A 21,235-nucleotide genomic window follows, 5' to 3' on the forward strand; every position below is an offset into this window, starting at 1 on the left:
GGAAGCTAAGCCTTTCAGCGCCGATGGTACTGCAGGGGGGACCCTGTGGGAGAGTAGGACGCCGCCGAACAATCATTGTGGGAAAGCCCCGCACCAGCCCTTCAGGGTTCGGTGCGGGGCTTTTCTGCGTTTACGGGCACCTGTGCGGACTCCTGTAGGGTCAGGGGGCATCGTTCAACCTTTCTACAGTCACAGTGGAGGCCCCCGGGTGGAGGTCCAGGAGACTCGGGTTCAGACTGACCGAATTTTCACCATTCCGAACATCCTGAGCATGGCTCGCCTGGCCGGCGTGCCCCTGTTCCTGTGGCTGATCCTCGCGGAGCACGATGGGTGGGCCTTGGCCGTACTCATGCTCAGCGGGATCAGTGACTACCTCGACGGGAAGCTCGCGCGCCGCTGGAATCAGATCAGCAACCTCGGCCGGCTGCTGGACCCCGCCGCGGACCGGCTGTACATCCTGTCGACGCTCTTCGGTCTGACCTATCGCGAGATTCTTCCCCTGTGGCTCACCGGGGCGCTGCTCGCACGCGAGCTGATGTTGCTGGTCATGGTGTGGATCCTGCGCCGCCACGGCTATCCGCCGCCACAGGTCAACTTCCTCGGCAAGGCCGCCACCTTCAACCTGATGTACGCGTTCCCCTTGCTGTTGCTCAGTGACGGGACGGGTTGGTTGGCCTGGACGGGGTCAGTTTTCGGATGGGCGTTCGCGGGATGGGGTACAACGCTCTACTGGTGGGCAGGAATCCTGTACGTGGTTCAAGTCCGTCGTCTGGTGAAGGCGGACGCCACCGCCGATTGAGCCCGTCCGGCCGGAACACACGGTGGAATCGGGGATTCACCTTCCGAGATGGGTGAGGTCGGCACGACCGTCGTCTATCAAGGAGGATTCTTCCGACATGAAGGCCGTCGTGATGGCCGGTGGCGAAGGTACGCGTCTTCGCCCGATGACCTCGAGCATGCCCAAGCCGCTCCTGCCGGTGGTGAACCGGCCGATCATGGAGCATGTGCTCAGGTTGCTCAAACGGCATGGGCTCAGCGAGACCGTGGTCACCGTGCAGTTCCTGGCGTCGCTCGTCAAGAACTACTTCGGGGACGGCGAAGAGCTCGGGATGGAGCTCACCTATGCCAACGAGGAGAAGCCACTCGGCACCGCCGGCAGCGTGAAGAATGCCGAGGAGGCCTTGAAGGACGACACCTTCCTCGTCATTTCCGGCGACGCGCTCACCGACTTCGACCTGACCGACCTGATCCGCTTCCACAAGGAGAAGGGCGGAATCGTCACGGTCTGCCTGACCCGGGTGCCGAATCCGCTGGAATTCGGCATCACGATCGTGGACGAGGAGGGCCAGGTCGAGCGCTTCCTGGAGAAGCCGACTTGGGGACAGGTCTTCTCGGACACCATCAACACCGGCATCTACGTGATGGAGCCGGAGATCTTCAACTACGTCGACCCGGACGTCTCGGTCGACTGGTCCGGCGACGTCTTCCCGCAGCTGATGAAGGAAGGCCGGCCGATCTTCGGCTACGTGGCCGAGGGCTACTGGGAGGACGTCGGCACGCACGAGAGCTACGTCAAGGCCCAGGCCGACGTGCTCGAGGGCCAGGTCCAGGTGGAGATGGACGGCTTCGAGATCTCACCCGGTGTGTGGATCGCCGAAGGGGCCGAGGTGAGCCCGGACGCGGTGTTGCGCGGGCCCCTGTACATCGGGGACTACGCCAAGGTCGAAGCCGGCGTCGAGATCCGCGAGCACACCGTCGTCGGGTCGAACGTCGTCGTCAAGAGCGGGGCCTTCCTGCACAAGGCCGTCGTCCACGACAACGTGTACATCGGACCCCACAGCAACCTCCGCGGCTGTGTCATCGGGAAGAACACCGACATCATGCGGTCCGCGAGGATCGAGGACGGGGCCGTCATCGGCGACGAGTGCCTCGTCGGCGAAGAATCGATCGTCCAGGGGAACGTGCGCGTCTACCCCTTCAAGACGATCGAGGCCGGTGCCTTCGTCAACACGTCGGTCATCTGGGAGTCCCGCGGTCAGGCACATCTGTTCGGTGCGCGCGGCGTGTCCGGGATCCTGAACGTCGAGATCACCCCCGAGCTGGTGGTCCGGCTCGCAGGCGCGTACGCGACGACCCTGAAGAAGGGGGCGATCGTCACCACGGCCCGTGACCACTCCCGAGGTGCCAGGGCGCTCAAGCGGGCGGTGATCTCGGCGCTCCAGGCCAGCGCGATCGAGGTGCGGGACCTGGAGAACGTGCCCTTGCCCGTTGCCCGGCAGCAGACCGCGCGGGGCAGCGCCGGCGGGATCATGCTGCGGACCTCGCCCGGCGTGCCGGACTCCGTGGACATCATGTTCCTGGACGAGCGGGGCGCGGACCTCTCGCAGGCGCAACAGCGCAAGCTCGACCGGGTGTACGCACGCCAGGAGTACCGGCGGGCGTTCCCGGGGGAGATCGGCGACCTGCACTTCCCGTCGAGCGTCTTCGACTCGTACACGGGATCGCTGTTGAGGCAGGTGGACACCACCGGGATCGGTGACGCCGGGCTCAAGGTGGTCGTGGACGCGTCGAACGGCAGTGCCGGTCTCGTTCTGCCCAGCCTGCTCGGGCGGCTCGGGGTGGACGCACTGACGATCAACCCGGGGCTCGACGAGTCCAGGCCGACGGAGACGACGGAGTCCCGGCGGGCCGGGCTGGTGCGGCTCGGGGAGATCGTGGCCTCGGCGCGGGCGGCCTTCGGGGTGCGGTTCGACCCAGTCGGCGAGCGGATCTCCCTGGTGGACGAGCGCGGGCGGATCATCGAGGACGACCGGGCGCTGCTGGTGATGCTCGACCTGGTCGCCGCGGAGAAGCGCAGCGGCAAGGTCGCGCTGCCGGTGACCACGACGCGGGTCGCCGAGCAGGTGGCGGCGTACCACGGCACACAGGTGGAGTGGACGACGACCTCGCCCGACGACCTGACCCGGGTGGGCCGGGCGGAGAACACCATCTTCGGTGGAGACGGCCGCGGCGGGTTCATCGTTCCCGAGTTCAGCAGTGTTTTCGACGGGTCCGCCGCCTTCGTCCAGCTGCTCGGGCTGGTGGCGCGGACGCAGCTCACTCTCAGCCAGATCGACGCCCGGATTCCGCGGGCCCACGTGCTCAAGCGGGACGTGCCGACTCCGTGGGCGGTGAAGGGGCTCGTCATGCGGCGGGTCGTGGAGGCGGCCGGCGACCGGCAGGTCGACACCACCGACGGGGTGCGCGTGGTCGAGGCGGACGGCCGGTGGGCGCTGGTCCTGCCCGACCCGGCGGAGGCGGTCACCCACCTCTGGGCCGAAGGTCCCGACGACGCGTCGGCGCAGGCCCTGCTCGACGAGTGGGCGGGAGCGGTGGACGGGGCCGGGCACTGAGTGCCGGGCGCTGATCCACGAAGGACCGAAGTCCGGCGGGCCGGGTGCGGGGAGGCCCCCGCCCGGCCCGCCGGATGGGCGCATTCGGTGTGTACGGCGCCGACATGCGACGATGTGCGGCATGTCGCAGCCGCCCCACAACCGGAGTTCGGCGTCCCCGGTGCCCCCGCGCCCGGACGCTTCCATGTCGCTGCTGACGCACGTGATGGATCACAGTCTCGACGAGGGCTACGCGGAGGCGTCGGCCCGTCGTGAGGCGGAGGGCACGGCGGGACTGCCCCGGACCCTCAAGGCCAAACTGGGGCTCGCCGCCGGTCTCGTGCTCGCGGCCATGGTCGTCACGCTCGGGGCCGCGGAGGCGCGGGTGGCCGCGCCGGTGCTGGCCAAGGAGCGTCAGGAGCTGATCGACCGGGTGAACCGCGCGGACGAGCGCGCGGACGGCCTGGAGCGGGACATCGACCGGCTGCGGACCGATGTCGCGGACCGCCAGCGCGCGGCGCTCAAGCAGCCCGGCGGAGGTCAGGGCGAACTCGTGGCGCTGCTGGCCGGCGCGACCGAGGTGCGGGGGCCCGGGATCAGGCTGGTCGTGGACGACGCCAAGGGCGCTTCCGACGGCGGTGGCGGCGGACCGCGCGAGAGCGCCGGCTTCTCGGACACCGGCCGGCTCCGCGACCGCGACATGCAGAAGATCGTCAACGGGCTGTGGCAGTCCGGGGCGGAGGCCGTGTCGATCAACGGGCAGCGGCTGACGGCCTTGTCGGCGATCAGGGCGGCCGGTGACGCGATACTGGTCGACAACAGGCCGCTCGTGCCCCCGTACGAAGTGCTGGCGGTGGGGGACAAGAAGAAGCTCGGCACGACCTTCCAGGATTCGGCGGACGGCCAGTACCTGCACGTGCTGCAGGAGAGCTACGGGATCCGCTACACCCTGTCCGCAGCGGACGAGGTGCGGCTGCCGGCCGCGTCGAGTCTGACCGTACGTACAGCTACAGCAGCAGAGCAGCAGAAGGGTGCATCGTGATCGCGGTACTGGGCCTCTTGGCCGGAGTGGTGGCCGGACTTCTGGTCCGGCCCGAAGTGCCGGCCGTGGTGGAGCCTTATCTGCCGATCGCCGTGGTGGCGGCGCTGGACGCGGTGTTCGGGGGCCTGCGCGCCATGCTGGACGGCATCTTCGTCGACAAGGTCTTCGTGGTGTCGTTCCTGTCGAACGTGGTCGTGGCCGCGCTGATCGTCTTCCTCGGTGACAAGCTCGGGGTGGGCTCGCAGCTGTCCACCGGTGTGGTCGTGGTCCTCGGCATCCGTATCTTCTCCAACGCCGCGGCCATCCGTCGGCACGTGTTCCGGGCGTGAGGCCGATGAGTACGGACGACACCCCCGAGCAGCCGGGAGCCGCGGCGCAGCCGCCGAAGGACGTGCCGGAGCCCGTGGAGCAGACGGGCCGGCAGCGGCTCGCGGCCGGGCTGTGGCCGCCTCGGGTGAGCCGGGCCCAACTGATCGTCGCGCTGCTGCTGTTCGTCCTGGGCCTGGGGCTGGCCATCCAGGTGCGGTCGAACAGCGAGTCCAGCGCGCTGCGCGGAGCCCGCCAGGAGGACCTCGTACGGATCCTCGACGAGCTCGACGGGCGGACCAAACGCCTGGAGGACGAGAAGCAGCGGTTGGAGGACCAGCGCAAGGAGCTGGAGAGCAGCTCCAACCAGGCCGAGGAGGCCCGCAAGCAGACCGTGGAGAAGGAGCGCCAACTCGGCATCCTGGCCGGTACGGTGGCAGCGCAGGGGCCGGGCATCACGCTGAAGATCACCGATCCGACGGGCAAGGTGCGGTCCGACCAGCTGCTGGACACGCTCCAGGAGCTGCGGGCGGCCGGGGCCGAGGCGATTCAGATCAACGGCGTGCGCATCGTGGCCGGCTCGTACTTCTCGGACGAGAACGGCGGGGTCGGGATCGACGGTAAGAAGATCACACAGCCCTACGAGTTCAGGGTGATCGGCAAGGCCCAGGATCTGGAGCCCGCGCTCAACATCCCGGGCGGTGTCGTCCAGACGCTGGAGAAGGAGCAGGCCACCGTGTCCGTCATCCGGTCGGCGAAGATCGTCGTGGATGCCTTGCGGGCTGCGAAGCAGCCTGACTACGCTCGGTCGTCATCGTGATGATGCGGTGCGGAGAGTGGACCGGCTCACGCGGGCTGATGCCTGCGGGGGGTCGGCGCACCGAAGTCGCGGTGCGTGGTGGAAACTGTCTGGTGGTTACGGACGTTGTGAGAATGTCCGGGTCGGCAGGTGTCTGCATTCGGAGTTCGTCCTGCCCCACGGGCGGGTCTGTTTCGGTCAAGGGGAATCGCCCGTGAAGTTGTTTGAGAAGTTGTTCGGCAAGAAGAACCGCGAGGAAAGCGGCTCAGCACGTCACCGTGCCGGGCACGGTGACGCGGAGGGGCAGGGCGACCGGCCGCTCTTCCGTGACGAGGTGGCGGGAGCGGGTGACAATTCGGGCGCATCCGGCGCGTCGACTGTTGACCCTGCTGGTACCGGACGCATAGGTTTCGGTGAACCATCAACCTCAAGTGCGGGTGGAGGGTTTGCCCCCGACCCGTATGCCACCAATGCCTCCGCGGGGCAGCCGCGGCGCGAGGAGCCGTCCATGTCGGCCGAGCAGATTTGCAGCAGGTGCGGACACCGCAGCGATGCGGCCAGCCGGTTCTGCTCCAACTGCGGAGCGCCGCTGCGGGCTGGTCTGACGCCGGAGCGTGCCTCGGAGACCACGTCCACCATCTCGATCTCGGGCCTGGAGGCCTACGAGGCCGAGGTGTCGGGACAAACGCACGTGTCGTCCTCGCTGTCCCCCGAGGCCCAGGCCGCGGTGGAAGCGCTGCCGCCCGGTTCCGCCCTGCTCATCGTGCGGCGCGGTCCCAACTCCGGTAGCCGCTTCCTGCTGGACGGCGAGCTGACCACGGCGGGCCGGCACCCGCAGAGCGACATCTTCCTGGACGACGTCACCGTCTCCCGGCGCCATGTCGACTTCCGCAGGGGCCAGGACGGCGGTTTCACCGTCTCCGACGTCGGCAGCCTCAACGGCACGTACGTGAACCGTGAACCGATCGACTCCGTCGCCCTGCACAACGGCGACGAGGTGCAGATCGGCAAGTACCGGCTGGTCTTCTACGCGAGCCTGCGGGGCATCTGACCCCATCTGGGAAGGTCTCATGCTGCGTACCCCGACCGGCGGTGCCCCGAAGAACGGCACCGCCGGCACCGCCGGGCGGCTGGTGAGCATCGGCACCGTGCTCACCACGCTGCGTGACGAGTTCCCCGAAGTCACGATCTCGAAGATTCGTTTCCTGGAGGCCGAAGGGCTCGTCGAGCCCCGACGCACACCTTCGGGATACCGCAAGTTCAGCACCGACGACGTGGAGCGCCTGGCGCGCATCCTGCGGTTGCAGCGCGATCACTACCTGCCGCTGAAGGTCATCCGCGAGCACCTCGACGCGCTCGCCCGCGGCGAGCAGATCCGCATTCCGGCACCGACGGCGCACGCGGACTCCGCCGGCACGGCTGATCCCGGCAGTCCTGCGGCCGTATACGGCGAGGTGGGCCGGGAGCGGCCCACGGTGGCCCGGGTGGACCGTGCGGAGCTCCTGGCGGCCGCTGACGTCGACGAGGTGCAGCTGGTCGAATGGGAGTCCTACGGGCTGCTCGCCGAGGCTCCGGGCGGCGGATTCGACGCCGAGTCCGTCACGGTGGCCCGGCTCGTGGCCGATCTCGGGCGGTTCGGGCTGGAGCCGCGCCACCTGCGTGCGATGAAGGCCGCCGCGGACCGGGAGGCCGGGCTCGTGGAGCAGGTCGTGGCACCGTTGCGGCGCCACCGCAACCCGCAGACCAGGGCGCATGCGGAGGCCACCCTGAAAGAGCTCGCGGGGCTGTCCGTACGGCTCCACGAGGCCCTCGTGCAGACCGCTCTCGGGGTCCGTCTGCGGTGAGCTCGCTGGTCGGAGTGGGGCCCCGACTACCCAAACCTGCCGGGCAGGTCCTAGGGTTGCTGTGTGAACGAGCTCGACGTTGTGGGTGTCCGGGTGGAAATGCCCTCCAACCAACCGATCGTGCTCCTGCGTGAAGTGGGAGGCGACCGGTACCTCCCCATCTGGATCGGACCAGGGGAGGCGACCGCCATTGCCTTCGCGCAGCAGGGGATGGCCCCTGCCCGGCCGCTGACGCACGACCTGTTCAAGGACGTGCTGGAGGCGATCGGCGAGGAGCTCACCGAGGTCCGGATCACGGATCTGCGGGAGGGCGTCTTCTACGCGGAGCTCGTCTTCGCCAGCGGGGTCGAGGTGAGCGCGAGGCCGTCCGACGCCATAGCGCTGGCCCTGCGCACGGGGACGCCGATCTACGGCAGTGACGGCGTCCTCGACGACGCCGGAATCGCGATTCCGGACGAGCAGGAGGACGAGGTGGAGAAGTTCCGCGAGTTCCTCGACCAGATCTCGCCGGAGGACTTCGGTACCGGCCCGCAGTGAGGCGCGGGACGCGGGGAACTTTCAGCCCATTCGAGTAGCCTTTCCCCGCAAACGGATACGGGAAACCACTCTCAGGGTGATTATCACTCGGCGTGCCGAGTGTGGCGATCGTTGACGCACCCCTGGTGACTGCCTACCTTCAAGGTGGGCAGGTCAAGGACGGAGGGTCGGCGTGAGGATCACGGGCGACGGTACGACCGGGGGCACCCCCGCGCGGAGTGACGGGGGACCGTACCCGCTGCACGGCAGTGCGGCCGGTTCCGCGCGCCGTCAGCCGGAGTCGACGCCGGTCGGACCGGTGGGCGGCGACGAGGCGCCCGAGCAGATCGGATACCGGGGGCCGACGGCGTGCGCCGCGGCCGGCATCACCTACCGGCAGCTCGACTACTGGGCGCGGACCGGGCTCGTGGAGCCGAGCGTGCGCCCCGCGTACGGGTCGGGCACGCAGCGGCTCTACAGCTTCCGGGACGTGGTGGTCCTCAAGATCGTCAAGCGTTTCCTGGACACCGGTGTCGCGCTGCAGAACATCCGCACGGCCGTGCAGCACCTGCGTGACCGCGGGTTCTGCGACCTGGAGCGGATGACGCTGATGAGCGACGGCGCCACCGTCTACGAGTGCACGTCCCCCGACCAGGTCGTGAGCCTGCTCCAGGGCGGGCAGGGCGTCTTCGGCATCGCCGTGGGAGTGGTGTGGCGCGACGTCGAGAGCGCGCTCTCCCAGTTGCACGGGGAGCGGGTGGACACCGGCGAGACGTTGGTCGGGCACAACCCGGCGGACGAGCTCGCGGCACGCCGCAACCGCGCCGTCTGACCCAGCCCCGGAAATGTCAGACCCGTAGGGCAGCATCGGGGCTGTGAGAGCCGCGCCGACCATCCTGCACCTGGACATGGACGCCTTCTACGCCTCCGTGGAGCAGGCGTCGAAGCCGAGCCTGCGCGGCAAGGCCGTCATCGTCGGCGGCCTCGGCCCGCGGGGGGTCGTCGCGACCGCCTCGTACGAGGCCAGGCGGTTCGGCGTGCATTCGGCGATGCCGATGACCCAGGCCAGGCGGCTCTGCCCGAACGGCGCGTACGTCTTCCCGCGCTTCAGCCTGTACCGGGAGGTCAGCGACCAGGTGATGGCGCTGCTGCGGGAGCTGTCGCCGCTGGTGGAGCCGCTCAGCCTGGACGAGGCCTTCGTGGACCTGGAGGCGGGCGGTGTCGCCTTCGACTCGGCGAGCGCCCTGGCGACGGGGGAGCGACTGCGGGCGGACATCCGGGCCGTGACGGGGCTCAGCGGGTCGGTGGGGCTGGCCGGGTCGAAGATGCTGGCCAAGGTGGCGTCCGAGGAGGCCAAGCCGAACGGGCTGCTGCTGATCGAGCCGGGGACGGAGCGGGAACTCCTCGCGCCGATGTCGGTGCGGACCCTGCCGGGGGTGGGACCGGCCACCGGGGAGCACCTGCGCCGCGCCGGGATCACCACCGTGGGGGAGCTGGCGGAGGCCGGGGAGGACGAGCTGGTCCGGATGGTCGGGCGCGCGCACGGCGTGGGCCTGTACCGGATGGCGCTGGGGCTGGACGACCGGCCGGTGGTCGCCGAGCGGGACGCGAAGTCGGTGTCCGTCGAGGACACCTTCGACGTCGACCTCCACGACCGGGTCCGGATCCGGGGCGAGGTGCAGCGGCTGGCGGACCGGTGCGTGCGGCGGCTGCGGGAGTCCGGGCACTCGGGGCGCACGATCGTGCTGAAGGTGCGGCGCTACGACTTCTCGACGCTGACCCGCTCAGAGACGCTGCGGGGCCCCACGGACGACCCGGGGGTCGTGCGGGAGGCCGCGGCGCGGCTCCTGGAGGGCGTGGACACCACGGGTGGCGTGCGGCTGCTGGGCGTGGGTGTGACGGGGCTGGCGGACTACACCCAGGAGGACCTCTTCGCCCAGGCCGCGATGCTCGCCGCCGAGGGCGGGGCGGAGGGTGCGGGCGGGGCCGCTGAGTCGCCCGGTGAGGGTGTGGCCGCCGGGTCCGACGAGGGGCGGGGGGAGGCCGAGCCGGTGATGGACCCGTGGTCCGTGGCGCCGGGGGCGGGCGAGCCCGCCGTGGAGCCCGGGCCGGTGGAGGAGCGGCGGTGGATGGCCGGCCACGATGTACGCCATTCGGTGTACGGGCCCGGGTGGGTGCAGGGCAGCGGGGTCGGGCGGGTGACCGTACGGTTCGAGCAGCCCGGCTCCTTGCCCGGCCGGGTCCGGACCTTCCGGGTGGGCGATCCCGAGCTGGAGCCGTCCGACCCGCTGCCGCTGGTGGGCGACGCGGGGGCGGAGCCGACGGCGGACACCGACGGCTGAGGGGCCGTCCGCTGAGGGGCTCGGGGCGCATCCGGGCCCCGTGGCCGTGCGAGCGCCGGCCGCGCGAGCCAGTGGCCCCGCGCGCCGGCTGTCGGTGGCCCGCCGCGCGCACTGCCCGAGGCCCGCGCCCGCTGCCCACGCCTGCGTTGGCCGCTGCCCACGGCGTCGGGGCCGGGCTGCTCGGCGGTCGGCCGTGAGGGGACGGACGGGGCGGCCTGCCCGGGCGGGTTGAGGCGTGCCGGGTGCCTCCGAAGCGCGGGCCTGCGCCCGGGCCCCTGGGCCGGGGCTGCGGACCGTTGGGTGCGGGGCCGGGGTGGCTTCAGGCGGGCTCGCGCATGGGGCCCGGCCGGGGCCCTGCGGTGCGGGGGCGTGCCGGGTTGCTTCGGGGGTGGCCCCCGCCCGGATGCCCTGGCAGGGGCGCTTGTGGGGCTGGGCCGGCCGGTGTGCCCTGGCGGGAAGCTCCGGGGCAGCCCGCGCCCCGGGCCCCGGCCGGGCGGGCCGGAAGGGGCTCGGGGAGGTGAAGCTAGGCCGGTGAGCGGGGCCCGTCAGTCCTCGTTGCCCGCCAGGTGGCCGAAGTCGCGCTGGAAGTCCGACGGGAGCGTCACGTCCAGACCGTAGTGGTGGTAGAGCTGGAGCTCCTGTTCGGGGGAAAGGTGGCGGCCGACGCCGAAGTCGGGGGCGTCCTTGATCAGGGAGCGGTCGAAGGGCACCCGCAGGGTGTTGTCGACCAGCTCGCTCGGCTCCAGCGGGACGAACGCGTCCCGGCTGAACAGGCCCGTACGGACGGCGGCCCATTCCGGGACGCCCGTGGCATCGTCGAGGTAGACCTCGTCCACGGTGCCGATCTTGGTGCCATTGCGGTCGAACGCCTTGCGGCCGATCAGGCTGCGCGGATCGATGTCGGTCTGCACGGTCCCTCCAAATGGTCGCAACTCCTCCGTAATGACTACAAAAGTGCATATCCCAAGAAGAGGCCACTCGGGAAGGCCCTGGATCCTCGCTGGTAGGCTTGGTGCTGGCTGTCGACCCTGTGCGGGAGAGTCCTCCGAGTGAGAACGACGGAGGCGCCGAAGGAGCAAATCCTCCCCGGAATCTCTCAGGCATACGTACCGCACGGACGAGGCCACTCTGGAAAGCAGGGGCGGGTACCGGGCGCGCAGTGCCGGTTCCTCTCCTCACCGACGGTGAAAGCCGGCGCGTTCGAGCAACCCTCGAGCGGCCGGTGAAACTCTCAGGTTGAGATGACAGAGGGGGAGGCCGTCCGGGTGCCCGCGCCGTGGTGCCCCTCGCAGGTCGTACGACCAGGAGGCCTCCGTACATGACCGCCAACCGCATTCCGCTCTCCCAGCTGGAGCGAGGCATCCCCTTCGAGCAGCGCCACATCGGCCCGGATGCCGAGGCGCAGGCGAAGATGCTCGCTCAGGTGGGCTACGGCTCGCTGGACGAACTGACCGCCGCCGCGGTCCCGGATGTGATCAAGACCGCTGAAGCACTGAACCTGCCCGAGGCGCGGACCGAGGCCGAGGTGCTGGCCGAGCTCCGCTCGCTCGCCGACCGCAACCAGGTCCTGTCCTCCATGATCGGTCTCGGCTACTACGGGACCTTCACCCCGCCGGTGATCCTCCGCAACGTCATGGAGAACCCGGCCTGGTACACGGCCTACACGCCGTACCAGCCGGAGATCTCGCAGGGTCGCCTCGAAGCGCTGCTGAACTTCCAGACCGTCGTCGCCGAGCTGACCGGTCTGCCGACTTCCGGCGCCTCCCTGCTCGACGAGGGCACCGCGGCCGCCGAGGCCATGACGCTGGCCCGCCGCGTGGGCAAGGCCAAGGGCAACGTCTTCCTCGTCGACGCCGACGCGCTGCCGCAGACCATCGCGGTGATCGAGACCCGCGCCGAGCCGATCGGCATCGAGGTCGTCGTCGCCGACCTGTCCGAGGGCATTCCGGCCGAGATCGCCGAGCGCGGCGTCTACGGCGTGCTCCTCCAGTACCCGGGTGCCTCCGGCGCGGTGCGGGACATCAAGCCGGTCATCGAGCAGGCGCACGCGCTCGGCGCCATCGTCTCCGTCTCCGCCGACCTGCTCGCCCTGACCCTGCTGACCTCCCCGGGCGAGCTGGGCGCGGACATCGCCGTCGGCACCACGCAGCGCTTCGGCGTCCCGATGGGCTTCGGCGGACCGCACGCCGGCTACATGGCCGTCCAGGCCAAGCACGCCCGCTCGCTGCCGGGCCGCCTCGTCGGCGTCTCCGTGGACGCGGACGGCAACAAGGCGTACCGCTTGGCGCTGCAGACCCGCGAGCAGCACATCCGCCGCGAGAAGGCCACCAGCAACATCTGCACCGCGCAGGTGCTCCTCGCCGTCATGGCCGGCATGTACGCCGTCTACCACGGCCCGGACGGCCTGCGGACGATCGCCGGCCGCACCCACCGCTACGCGGCCCTGCTCGCCGCGGGCCTGACGGCCGGCGGGGTCGAGGTCGTGCACGGCGCGTTCTTCGACACGATCACCGCCCGCGTTCCGGGCCGCGCGGCCGAGGTCGTCGCCGCCGCCCGCGAGGGCGGGGTCAACCTGCACCAGGTCGACGCGGACCAGGTCTCCGTCTCCTGCGACGAGACCACCCTGCGCGCCGACATCGAGGCCGTCTGGGCCGCCTTCGGCGTCACCGCCGATATCGAGGCGCTGGACGAGACCACGGCCGACACCCTCCCCGAAGGCCTGCTGCGCTCGGACGCCTACCTGACGCACCCGGTGTTCCACCAGCACCGTTCCGAGACCGCGATGCTGCGCTACCTGCGCAAGCTCTCGGACAAGGACTACGCGCTGGACCGCGGCATGATCCCGCTGGGCTCCTGCACCATGAAGCTCAACGCGACCACCGAGATGGAGCCGGTGACCTGGCCCGAATTCGGCCAGCTGCACCCCTTCGCCCCGGTGGAGCAGGCCGAGGGCTACCTCACGCTCATCAACGAGCTGGAGGAACGTCTCTGCGAGGTCACCGGCTACGACAAGGTCTCCATCCAGCCGAACGCCGGTTCGCAGGGTGAGCTCGCCGGTCTGCTCGCCGTACGCGCCTACCACCGCGCGAACGGCGACGAGCAGCGCACCATCTGCCTCATCCCGTCCTCCGCGCACGGCACCAACGCCGCCAGCGCCGTGATGGCCGGCATGAAGGTCGTCGTCGTCAAGACCGCCGACGACGGCGAGGTGGACGCGGACGACCTGCGCGCCAAGATCGAGCAGTACCGCGACGAGCTCGCCGTGCTGATGATCACGTACCCCTCCACGCACGGTGTGTTCGAGGAGCACGTCGCCGACATCTGCGCCCAGGTGCACGAGGCCGGCGGCCAGGTCTACGTGGACGGCGCGAACCTGAACGCCCTGGTCGGTCTGGCCAAGCCGGGTCACTTCGGCGGCGACGTCTCGCACCTGAACCTGCACAAGACCTTCTGCATCCCGCACGGCGGCGGCGGTCCGGGCGTCGGTCCGGTCGGTGTCCGGGCCCACCTGGCTCCGTACCTGCCGAACCACCCGCTGCAGCCGACCGCCGGCCCGGAGACGGGCGTCGGCCCGATCTCGGCCGCGCCGTGGGGCTCCGCCGGCATCCTGCCGATCTCCTGGTCGTACGTGCGCCTCATGGGCGGCGAGGGCCTCAAGCGCGCCACCCAGGTGGCGGTGCTCGGCGCCAACTACATCGCCAAGCGCCTGGAGCCGCACTACCCGGTGCTCTACACCGGCCCGGGCAACCTGGTCGCGCACGAGTGCATCATCGACCTGCGTCCGCTGTCGAAGGCGACCGGCGTGAGCGTGGACGACATCGCCAAGCGCCTGATCGACTACGGCTTCCACGCGCCGACCATGTCCTTCCCGGTCGCCGGCACGCTGATGATCGAGCCGACGGAGTCCGAGGACCTCGTCGAGATCGACCGCTTCTGCGACGCGATGATCGCCATCCGCGGCGAGATCGAGAAGGTCGCTTCCGGTGAGTGGCCGCTCGAGGACAACCCGCTGGCCAACTCCCCGCACACCGCCGCGGCGCTGGGCGGCGAGTGGAACCACCCGTACACCCGTGACGAGGCCGTCTTCCCCGGCGGGGTCTCGGCTGCCGAGAAGTACTGGCCGCCGGTGCGTCGCATCGACGGTGCGTTCGGTGACCGCAACCTGGTGTGCTCCTGCCCGCCGCTGGACGAGTACGACAACTGATCGCTGACGAAGGGGCCGGTCCGGGAAGTTCTCCCGGACCGGCCCCTTCGTCGTTCTCGCCCTGTCGCGCGCTCCGTCCTACGCCACCGCGAGCGGCCGGTGCGGGGCGATGATCTGGCCGTCGGGGAGCAGCTCCCCGGTGTCCTCGAAGAGCAGGACGCCGTTGCACAGCAGGCTCCAGCCCTGCTCCGGGTGGTTGGCCACCGGGCGGGCGGCTTCCCGGTCGGCGGATTCGGCTGACGGGCAGGCTGGCTGGTGCTGGCACATGGATGCGTTCTTTCGCTGCGGTGTGGTCTGCGTGCTACGGCTCGATGCGTGATTCATGGCCGTCCCCCTGGATCATCCCCGCACCCGCGGGGAGCGTGTCCTCAGTCTTCCCCCAGGACAGCCGCTTCGCAGGGATTTCCCGCCGGCTGTCCTCACTGATTGATGACGCATCACTCGTGCGGGCGGTTCAGGCCAACTCCCCTGTCATTTCGGATGGTTCGCGAGTGGCCCGGCCGGACTAACCCGAATGGGTCAATCGGGTCAGGCGGCCGGTGCGGCCAGCGACGGCGGGGCCGGCGCCGTCGCCGGGGTGAGCCGGTGGGTCAGTACGGGCAGCAGTTCCGAGACCGGATGCGGCCGGTACGCGGCGATGCCGGGCGGAGCCGGAGCCAGGGGCACCAGCAGGTCCTCGCCGGCCGGCAGACCGGCGGAGGCGTCGGCGCCCACCGCCCCGTGCAGCCACAGCGTCAGCATGTACAGCTCCGGTACGGACAGCAGTCGCGGTTGGTAGCCCTTGCCGAGCGACTCCGCCTGGCGCAGGGCGCGTTCGGTGGCGGCCACGTAGGGGCCCTCGAAGAAGTGGGAGAACGCCCAGCCGTCGGGAGTGAGGCGGGTGTCGGCCGCGGCGACGAAGCGGTCCCCGCTGCGGATGAGGAACCTCCAGCCGGTCAGGCGTGTGCGGGGCGGCCTGCCGCCGGCGGTCAGGGTGGACATGCCCAGTCGGTCGAGGACATGGACCGGCAGCGGGAGTTCGGCGGTCATCGGCCCCTGGAGCGCGCGCAGGGCCGGAGTGTGCGCCTCGTGGACGGCGGTGGGGGAACCGAGGGCCGCGAGGACGCTGCGCAGGGCGGGCGCGGGAGCCGGAGGGACGTGCAGCGGCATGGTGGGTCGCCTCTCACTTGGGAGACCTGTGGAAGGGGGAGGTGCGGACGGCGCTGTCGCATTCTGGGGCCAGAGGGGGGCTGAGGGGCAATGGCCGCGCGCCAACTCTCTGCCTCGTTTGCGGAGTTTATACGACATGTGTTCACGCAGTGTTTCGGCTAGCTGTCCCGGCTATTGCCGGCAAGGCGCTTACCGGTCCCGCTGACATGGCATTCATGCCGGATAAGCGCGAACATGTCGCGCTGACCTCGGAGGTTACCTGACGGGGGCCCGGCTGAAAAGCATCGGTAATCGGGAGCACGCAAAGTCGAAGAGGAATTTGCGCGAGGCGACTTGCCAGGTGAATGTGCCGGAGCGCCCTTCGGCCAAACCGGCGCGCGCGCCTCGCGGCGCACGCCCCCCGGGCGTTATGGATCACCCTGCCGGGGCATCATCGACCGTACATGCGCGCCTGGGTGCCCAGGGCCAGGCCCAGTCGAGGAGGGACGCTTCGATGGGGGAGAAGGTCGTGGCGGGCGGATTCGACCTGTCCGATCGGCAGAGGTATCGAAGGAAGCTCCACGAGTGTCTGGAGGGACTGGAGCGACTTCTGGCGGAGAAGAGGTTCGATCGCCCGAAGAACATGATGGGACTTGAGATCGAGTTGAATCTCGCGGGTGCCGACGGGTTGCCGAGAATGGTGAATGCCCAGGTGCTGGAGCGGATTGCGAGCACGGATTTCCAGACGGAGCTGGGAATGTTCAACCTGGAGGTGAACGTCCTCCCGCACCGGCTCGGCGGCCGCGTATTCGACGGCCTCGCCGAGGAACTCAGCGCGGGGCTGGGCTATGCCCACCGGCAGGCCGCGGAGATCGACGCCGGCGTGGTGATGATCGGAATTCTGCCGACGATCTCGCGCGGCGACCTGGTCACCGCCAACCTGTCGGCGGTGGACCGGTACTCGCTGCTGAACGAGCAGATCCTGATGATGCGCGGGGAGGACTTCACGCTCGACATCGAGGGCGTCGAGCGGCTGACCTGGACCTCCGGGTCGATCGTGCCGGAAGCCGCCTGCACATCCGTCCAACTGCACCTACAGGTGACGCCGGCCCGGTTCTCGGACGTGTGGAACGCCGCGCAGGCGGTGGCGGCCGCGCAGATAGCCGTCGGCGCCAACTCGCCGTTCCTGTTCGGGCGCGAGCTGTGGCGGGAGTCGCGGCCGCCGTTGTTCACGCAGGCCACCGACACCCGGCCGCCCGAGCTCCAGGCGCAGGGGGTGCGACCGCGCACCTGGTTCGGGGAGCGGTGGGTGGACTCGGCGTACGAGCTCTTCGCCGAGAACGTCCGCTACTTCCCGTCCCTGCTGCCGATATGCGACGAGGAGGAGCCACTGCGGGTCCTGGACGAGGGCGGGGTGCCGCGGCTGCAGGAACTCGTCCTGCACAACGGCACCGTCTACCGCTGGAACCGGCCCGTCTACGGGGTCGCGGACGGGGTGCCGCACCTGCGGGTGGAGAACCGGGTGCTGCCGGCCGGCCCCACCGTCGCCGATGTCGTCGCCAACGCCGCCTTCTACTACGGGCTCGTTCGCACCCTCGCGGACGAGCCGCGCCCGTTGTGGACCAGGCTGCCCTTCGCCGAGGCGGAGGCCAACTTCGACGCGGCCTGCCGGTACGGGATCGACGCGCGCCTGCGGTGGCCGCGCCGGGGCCGGGCCGGAGGACTGGTGAGCGTACCGGCGGTGCGGCTGGTACTGGACGAGCTGCTGCCGATGGCGGCGGCCGGGCTGGATGCCTGGGGCATCGAGCCCGCGGACCGGGACCACTACCTCGGCATCATCGAGGAGCGCTGCCGGCGGCGGGTGAACGGGGCGACCTGGCAGGTGGACACCTATCACCAGGCCCTCGCGGCCGGGCTGGAGCGGGACGAGGCGCTGGCCGCGACCACCCGGCGCTACAGCGAGCTGATGCACAAGGGGGATCCCGTGCACACCTGGCCCGTGGGACTGGCCGAGGAGGAGGTGAGCGCCCCGGTGCCGGCCCGGCGCTGACCGGCCGCCACGGTCCCGTGATCCGTTCCGCGCCGTTCCGCGCCGTTCCGTGATCCGTCCCGTGATCCCGCTCCGCCGCCGAGGAGGCAGTATGGGGTGATCGGAACGGGGCGGCAGGACGGGAGTGGGGCGTGCGGGTGGAGCCGGAGCCGGTGGGCGTGGAGCTGCGCGAAGAGGAGCGGCGCAGGCTCCTGCGGACGGAGACGCTGCTCGTCCTCGGCCTGTCGCTGGGGGCGAGCGGGGTCTCGGCGCTGATCAGCTTCGTCGGTTCGCTCACCAAGCCGGGCGGGCTCAAGGACCAGGCCGCCACGCTCAACGGTTCGTACGCCCCGGGCCGGCCCTGGCTGGACCTGGCCTGGCAGCTCTTCGGCATCTCGACCGCCCTGGTCCCCGTACTGCTCGTGGCGCACTTCCTGACCCGTGAGGGTGCGCCCGGGCTGCGGGTACTGGGCTTCGACCGCACCCGGCCCGGGTGGGACCTGGGCCGGGGCGCGGTCGTCGCGGCCGGGATCGGGAGCGCGGGGCTGGCCTTCTACCTGGTGGCGCGGGCGAGCGGATTCAACCTCACGGTGGTGCCGGAGGCGCTGCCCGACGTGTGGTGGAAGTTCCCCGTGCTCATCCTCTCCGCGGTGCAGAACTCCGTGGTGGAGGAGGTCATCGTGCTGGCCTACCTGCTGCGCAGGCTCGACGGCTTGGGCTGGTCGCCGATGGCCGCGCTGCTCGCCAGCTCGGTGCTGCGGGGTTCGTACCACCTCTACCAGGGCATCGGGGGCTTCATCGGCAACGTGGTGATGGGCGTCGTCTTCGTGCTCGCCTACCGCCGCTGGGGCCGGGTGGGGCCGCTCGTCGTCGCGCACGCGCTGCTCGACATCGTGGCCTTCGGCGGGTACGCGCTCCTCGCGGGCAAGGTGGGCTGGCTGCCGACGCCCTGACCCGCCGATCAGGGGGCGCTGAGCAGCTCCCCGTCGAGGACGGTGACCGCGTGGCCGGTCAGCAGGGTGCGCTCGCCGGCCAGGGTGACCTTGACCAGCCCCTTGCGGGCGCCGCCTTGGAGGCCGGTCAGCTCGTCGCGGCCCAGGCGCCCGGCCCAGAACGGGGCGAGTGCGGTGTGGGCGCTGCCCGTGACCGGGTCCTCGTCGATCCCGAAGGCGGGGAAGAAGCCCCGGGAGACGAAGTCGTACCCGAGGGAGGGATCCTCGGCGGGCGCGGTGACGATCACCCCGCGCTTGGCGAAGGCCCGCAGGGCGGCGTGGTCCGGTTCGAGTTCGCGGACGGTCTTCTCGTCTGCGAGCTCGATCAGCAGGTCGCCGATGTGCGAGGCGGTGTCGTGCACGGAGAGGATCGGGGCGCCGCCGAGCGCGTGGTCCACCGCGGTCGGCGCCGGGACGGGGGTCAGCGAGGAGGTCGGGAAGTCGAGGGTGATCGTGCCGTCCTCGGCGGTCTCGGCGGTGAGGACGCCGCAGCGGGCGGTGAAGCGGATCAGCCCGTCCGCGAGCCCGCTGGTGGCCAGTACGTGTGCCGTGGCGAGCGTGGCGTGCCCGCACATGTCGACCTCGGCGGCCGGTGTGAACCAGCGCAGGGCCCAGTCGGCGTCCCCGCCGGGCGGCAGGGGGTGGGCGAAGGCGGTCTCGGAGAGGTTCATCTCAGAGGCGACCTGCTGGAGCCAGGCGTCCGGCGGGAACCCGCCGTCGAGGATCAGGACTGCGGCGGGGTTCCCGTGGAAGGGGCGGTCGGTGAAGGCGTCGACGATTCGGATGCGCATGTCCCGACCGTAGGACGGTTCCTTGATCACCGACAAAGGCCAATCCGGGGTGACTGGACTGGTATTTCCGTTCGGTGAGCCACCGCGGGCTACTTCGCCCGCTTGCGCAGTACGGCCACTTCGCCGGCGTCCGGATCGCCCATGAGCACGAACAGCTCCGGCCGCTCGTCCGTACCCGCGACCAGCCACCTGCGCTCCGCGTCCTCGCAGGTGGGGATGGACAGGGTGACTCCCGCCCGCTCGCCGTGGGCCGCCTCCTCGGGCGCCCACTTCCCGTGCCCCGAACAGTGGCCCACGACGTCGAACCCGTCGTGGACCGGCAGGCTCTTCGCCGTCACTTCGCCCTGCGCGCCGAGCTCCAGGCGGACGCCGTCGCCCACCCACTCGCCGACGTAGTCGGCGCGCTCGAGGACCGGCGGTCGGTACGTCGGCGCGACGGCTCCGAGGCAGAAGGTGGCGAACAGCGCGAACACGGCGGGCCCCAGCGTCCACAGCCGCACCTTGCGACTCGGGACCTGCCGCATCCGCGCGAGTACCGCGATCCCCACGGGCAGTACCCCGGCGGCCGCGATCCAGCCGACCGTGGCGGCGTACGAGGCGCCGGCGAGCAGGGAGATCGGTGCGGCGTACCCGGCCGCGAGCAGGCCCAGCGCAGGCAGGGCCCAGTAGGGCGCAGAGAGCGGGCTTCGTATGCCCGCGAAGTTCGAGGCCACCATCACCGGTGTGGTGAAGAGCAGGCTGTGCACGAAGCCCAGCAGGCCGGCGATGAGCGGACCGACGGAGACCATGACGGCCAGCCCGAACAGCAGGGCGATGGCGCCGCCGTAGCCCCGGTCGTACGGCTCTCCCGCGAGCGAGGCGAGCTGCGCGTACAGCCCCGCGCAGAGGATCTGCGCTCCTCCCACGGTCTCCGCGCCCGGCGCGATGCCGCTCCAGGTGTCCTTGTGCCGCCGTTCCGTCGTCACCGCGTGGTTCCACATGACGAGTGCCCCCTGGACATTGCTTGAACGCGTTCAATTGATGCGGACCCTACACCCTCCTTCCCGGACGTTTCGCTGGGGGGCTTGAAGAAGTTTCCGATATATCGTTGACGCATCGCGACCGGTCACCGATAGTGGATTCATCGGACAACCGATGAACCCGAAACGAACCACTACGAAGTGACGGAAGGAGCGCAGCCATGCGTTCACATGGACAGCACGGACACGGCCACGGACATGAGCACGGACGGGGCCACGGCCACTGCGGGCCCGATCGTCGGGAGGAGTTCAGGGGGCTGCGTGCCGCCTTCGGCCCGTTCGGGCCTGCCTTCGGCGGCGGACCCTTCGGTGGGCGCGGCGGTCGCGGCGGACCGCGCGGCAGGGCGCGGCGCGGTGACGTACGCGCCTCGATCCTGGCGCTGCTCGCCGACCGGCCGATGCACGGCTACGAGATGATCCAGGAGATCGGCGAGCGCAGTGGCGGGGCGTGGAAGCCCAGCCCGGGCTCGGTCTACCCGACCCTCCAGCTGCTGGAGGACGAGGGTCTGATCGTCAGCGAGAGCGAGGGCGGCAAGAAGCTGTTCACGCTCACCGACGCCGGTCGCACCGAGGCCGAGTCGGGCCCCGACGCCCCCTGGGCGGATGCCGGGCGGGGCCTCGACTTCGAGGCGATGCACGAGATCCGTTCGGCCGGAGTCGGCCTGTGGGAGGCGTTTGGGCAGGTGTTCAAGACCGGCTCGCCCGAGCAGCGGGAGAAGGCCCTCGCCGTCATCAACGACGCCCGCAAGAAGCTCTACCTGATCCTGGCCGACGAGCACTGAGTCCGGTCGGACCCCGGGCCCCCGGCCCCACGCGGCGGGGGCCCCCCCGGGGATAGACGCGGGGGGCCGC

Annotated in this window: 19 protein-coding genes and 1 riboswitch; of the genes, 14 read left to right on the forward strand and 5 right to left on the reverse strand. The window is 70.5% G+C overall.

The features are described from left to right. The first annotated feature begins 208 nt into the window (after positions 1-208). The 10 genes from ACFV9H_RS38360 to ACFV9H_RS38405 all read left to right on the forward strand — a co-directional run bounded on the left by ACFV9H_RS38360 (position 209) and on the right by ACFV9H_RS38405 (position 10,220). Complete coding sequence (locus ACFV9H_RS38360; protein ID WP_385408066.1) at positions 209-799, forward strand: CDP-alcohol phosphatidyltransferase family protein; 591 nt, start codon at positions 209-211, stop codon at positions 797-799. 97 nt (positions 800-896) lie between these two features. Further along, positions 897-3,392: a sugar phosphate nucleotidyltransferase gene (locus ACFV9H_RS38365; RefSeq protein WP_385408069.1), complete on the forward strand. Its 2,496-nt coding sequence runs from the start codon at positions 897-899 to the stop codon at positions 3,390-3,392. Between the two features lie 112 nt (positions 3,393-3,504). Further along, positions 3,505-4,413: a DUF881 domain-containing protein gene (locus ACFV9H_RS38370; protein WP_385408071.1), complete on the forward strand. Its 909-nt coding sequence runs from the start codon at positions 3,505-3,507 to the stop codon at positions 4,411-4,413. Next, complete coding sequence (locus ACFV9H_RS38375; RefSeq protein WP_030010496.1) at positions 4,410-4,742, forward strand: small basic family protein; 333 nt, start codon at positions 4,410-4,412, stop codon at positions 4,740-4,742. The genes ACFV9H_RS38370 and ACFV9H_RS38375 overlap by 4 nt, the downstream gene beginning before the upstream one ends. A 5-nt stretch (positions 4,743-4,747) precedes the next feature. Next, positions 4,748-5,539 (forward strand): DUF881 domain-containing protein, encoded by a 792-nt coding sequence (locus ACFV9H_RS38380; protein ID WP_385408074.1) that lies wholly within the window; start codon positions 4,748-4,750, stop codon positions 5,537-5,539. A gap of 85 nt (positions 5,540-5,624) precedes the next feature. Then, a complete protein-coding gene (locus ACFV9H_RS38385; RefSeq protein ID WP_385408103.1) occupies positions 5,625-6,569 on the forward strand; it encodes an FHA domain-containing protein in 945 nt (314 codons plus the stop codon). A 19-nt stretch (positions 6,570-6,588) separates the two neighbouring features. Continuing rightward, positions 6,589-7,362, forward strand: a complete 774-nt coding sequence (locus tag ACFV9H_RS38390; protein ID WP_385408076.1) for a MerR family transcriptional regulator — start codon at positions 6,589-6,591, stop codon at positions 7,360-7,362. A 63-nt stretch (positions 7,363-7,425) separates the two neighbouring features. Then, on the forward strand, positions 7,426-7,899 hold the full coding sequence (locus tag ACFV9H_RS38395) for a bifunctional nuclease family protein (protein ID WP_030009777.1): 474 nt from the start codon (positions 7,426-7,428) through the stop codon (positions 7,897-7,899). 172 nt (positions 7,900-8,071) lie between these two features. Then, positions 8,072-8,710, forward strand: a complete 639-nt coding sequence (locus ACFV9H_RS38400) for a MerR family transcriptional regulator (RefSeq protein WP_385408078.1) — start codon at positions 8,072-8,074, stop codon at positions 8,708-8,710. A gap of 43 nt (positions 8,711-8,753) precedes the next feature. Next, positions 8,754-10,220, forward strand: coding sequence for a DNA polymerase IV (locus tag ACFV9H_RS38405; protein WP_385408081.1), 1,467 nt, complete (start codon positions 8,754-8,756; stop codon positions 10,218-10,220). 545 nt (positions 10,221-10,765) lie between these two features. Here the strand turns inward: ACFV9H_RS38405 and ACFV9H_RS38410 are convergent. Beyond that, the gene (locus ACFV9H_RS38410; RefSeq protein ID WP_385408083.1) at positions 10,766-11,131 is read right to left on the reverse strand and encodes a PRC-barrel domain-containing protein; all 366 of its coding nucleotides are present in this window, start codon (positions 11,129-11,131) and stop codon (positions 10,766-10,768) included. 112 nt (positions 11,132-11,243) lie between these two features. Beyond that, positions 11,244-11,342: riboswitch (glycine riboswitch) on the forward strand. A gap of 196 nt (positions 11,343-11,538) precedes the next feature. On the opposite strand from ACFV9H_RS38410, the gene gcvP reads away from it, so the two are divergent. After that, positions 11,539-14,424 carry an aminomethyl-transferring glycine dehydrogenase gene (gcvP, locus tag ACFV9H_RS38415; protein ID WP_385408086.1) on the forward strand — a complete coding sequence of 962 codons (2,886 nt, stop codon included), beginning with the start codon at positions 11,539-11,541 and terminating at the stop codon, positions 14,422-14,424. 78 nt (positions 14,425-14,502) lie between these two features. Here the strand turns inward: gcvP and ACFV9H_RS38420 are convergent, their stop codons facing one another. Both ACFV9H_RS38420 and ACFV9H_RS38425 read right to left on the reverse strand, forming a co-directional pair. Continuing rightward, on the reverse strand, positions 14,503-14,691 hold the full coding sequence (locus ACFV9H_RS38420) for a DUF5999 family protein (RefSeq protein WP_329388107.1): 189 nt from the start codon (positions 14,689-14,691) through the stop codon (positions 14,503-14,505). Positions 14,692-14,952: 261 nt separating this feature from the next. After that, on the reverse strand, positions 14,953-15,573 hold the full coding sequence (locus tag ACFV9H_RS38425; protein WP_385408089.1) for a hypothetical protein: 621 nt from the start codon (positions 15,571-15,573) through the stop codon (positions 14,953-14,955). 493 nt (positions 15,574-16,066) lie between these two features. Here ACFV9H_RS38425 and ACFV9H_RS38430 point away from each other — a divergent pair, with 493 nt between their 5' ends. Further along, positions 16,067-17,602, forward strand: coding sequence for a glutamate-cysteine ligase family protein (locus tag ACFV9H_RS38430; protein WP_385408092.1), 1,536 nt, complete (start codon positions 16,067-16,069; stop codon positions 17,600-17,602). 131 nt (positions 17,603-17,733) lie between these two features. After that, complete coding sequence (locus ACFV9H_RS38435; protein WP_385408095.1) at positions 17,734-18,534, forward strand: CPBP family intramembrane glutamic endopeptidase; 801 nt, start codon at positions 17,734-17,736, stop codon at positions 18,532-18,534. An 8-nt stretch (positions 18,535-18,542) separates the two neighbouring features. On the opposite strand, the gene ACFV9H_RS38440 is transcribed toward ACFV9H_RS38435, so the two are convergent. Continuing rightward, positions 18,543-19,364: a PhzF family phenazine biosynthesis protein gene (locus tag ACFV9H_RS38440; protein WP_385408098.1), complete on the reverse strand. Its 822-nt coding sequence runs from the start codon at positions 19,362-19,364 to the stop codon at positions 18,543-18,545. 89 nt (positions 19,365-19,453) lie between these two features. Next, a complete protein-coding gene (locus ACFV9H_RS38445; RefSeq protein WP_385408100.1) occupies positions 19,454-20,329 on the reverse strand; it encodes a hypothetical protein in 876 nt (291 codons plus the stop codon). Positions 20,330-20,544: 215 nt separating this feature from the next. On the opposite strand from ACFV9H_RS38445, the gene ACFV9H_RS38450 reads away from it, so the two are divergent. Further along, complete coding sequence (locus ACFV9H_RS38450; RefSeq protein WP_385408102.1) at positions 20,545-21,165, forward strand: PadR family transcriptional regulator; 621 nt, start codon at positions 20,545-20,547, stop codon at positions 21,163-21,165. Positions 21,166-21,235 lie beyond the last annotated feature (70 nt).

The organism is Streptomyces sp. NPDC059874, from assembly GCF_042731135.1.
GTDB lineage: Bacteria > Actinomycetota > Actinomycetes > Streptomycetales > Streptomycetaceae > Streptomyces.

Bases quoted from the DNA above. Each gene is read 5' to 3' on its own strand.
- ACFV9H_RS38425 (WP_385408089.1), bottom strand. From the start codon at position 15,573: ATGCCGCTGCACGTCCCTCCGGCTCCCGCGCCCGCCCTGCGCAGCGTC.
- ACFV9H_RS38440 (WP_385408098.1), bottom strand. From the start codon at position 19,364: ATGCGCATCCGAATCGTCGACGCCTTCACCGACCGCCCCTTCCACGGG.
- ACFV9H_RS38365 (WP_385408069.1), top strand. From the start codon at position 897: ATGAAGGCCGTCGTGATGGCCGGTGGCGAAGGTACGCGTCTTCGCCCG.
- ACFV9H_RS38390 (WP_385408076.1), top strand. From the start codon at position 6,589: ATGCTGCGTACCCCGACCGGCGGTGCCCCGAAGAACGGCACCGCCGGC.
- ACFV9H_RS38380 (WP_385408074.1), top strand. From the start codon at position 4,748: ATGAGTACGGACGACACCCCCGAGCAGCCGGGAGCCGCGGCGCAGCCG.
- gcvP (WP_385408086.1), top strand. From the start codon at position 11,539: ATGACCGCCAACCGCATTCCGCTCTCCCAGCTGGAGCGAGGCATCCCC.
- ACFV9H_RS38420 (WP_329388107.1), bottom strand. From the start codon at position 14,691: ATGTGCCAGCACCAGCCAGCCTGCCCGTCAGCCGAATCCGCCGACCGG.
- ACFV9H_RS38430 (WP_385408092.1), top strand. From the start codon at position 16,067: ATGGGGGAGAAGGTCGTGGCGGGCGGATTCGACCTGTCCGATCGGCAG.
- ACFV9H_RS38370 (WP_385408071.1), top strand. From the start codon at position 3,505: ATGTGCGGCATGTCGCAGCCGCCCCACAACCGGAGTTCGGCGTCCCCG.
- ACFV9H_RS38450 (WP_385408102.1), top strand. From the start codon at position 20,545: ATGCGTTCACATGGACAGCACGGACACGGCCACGGACATGAGCACGGA.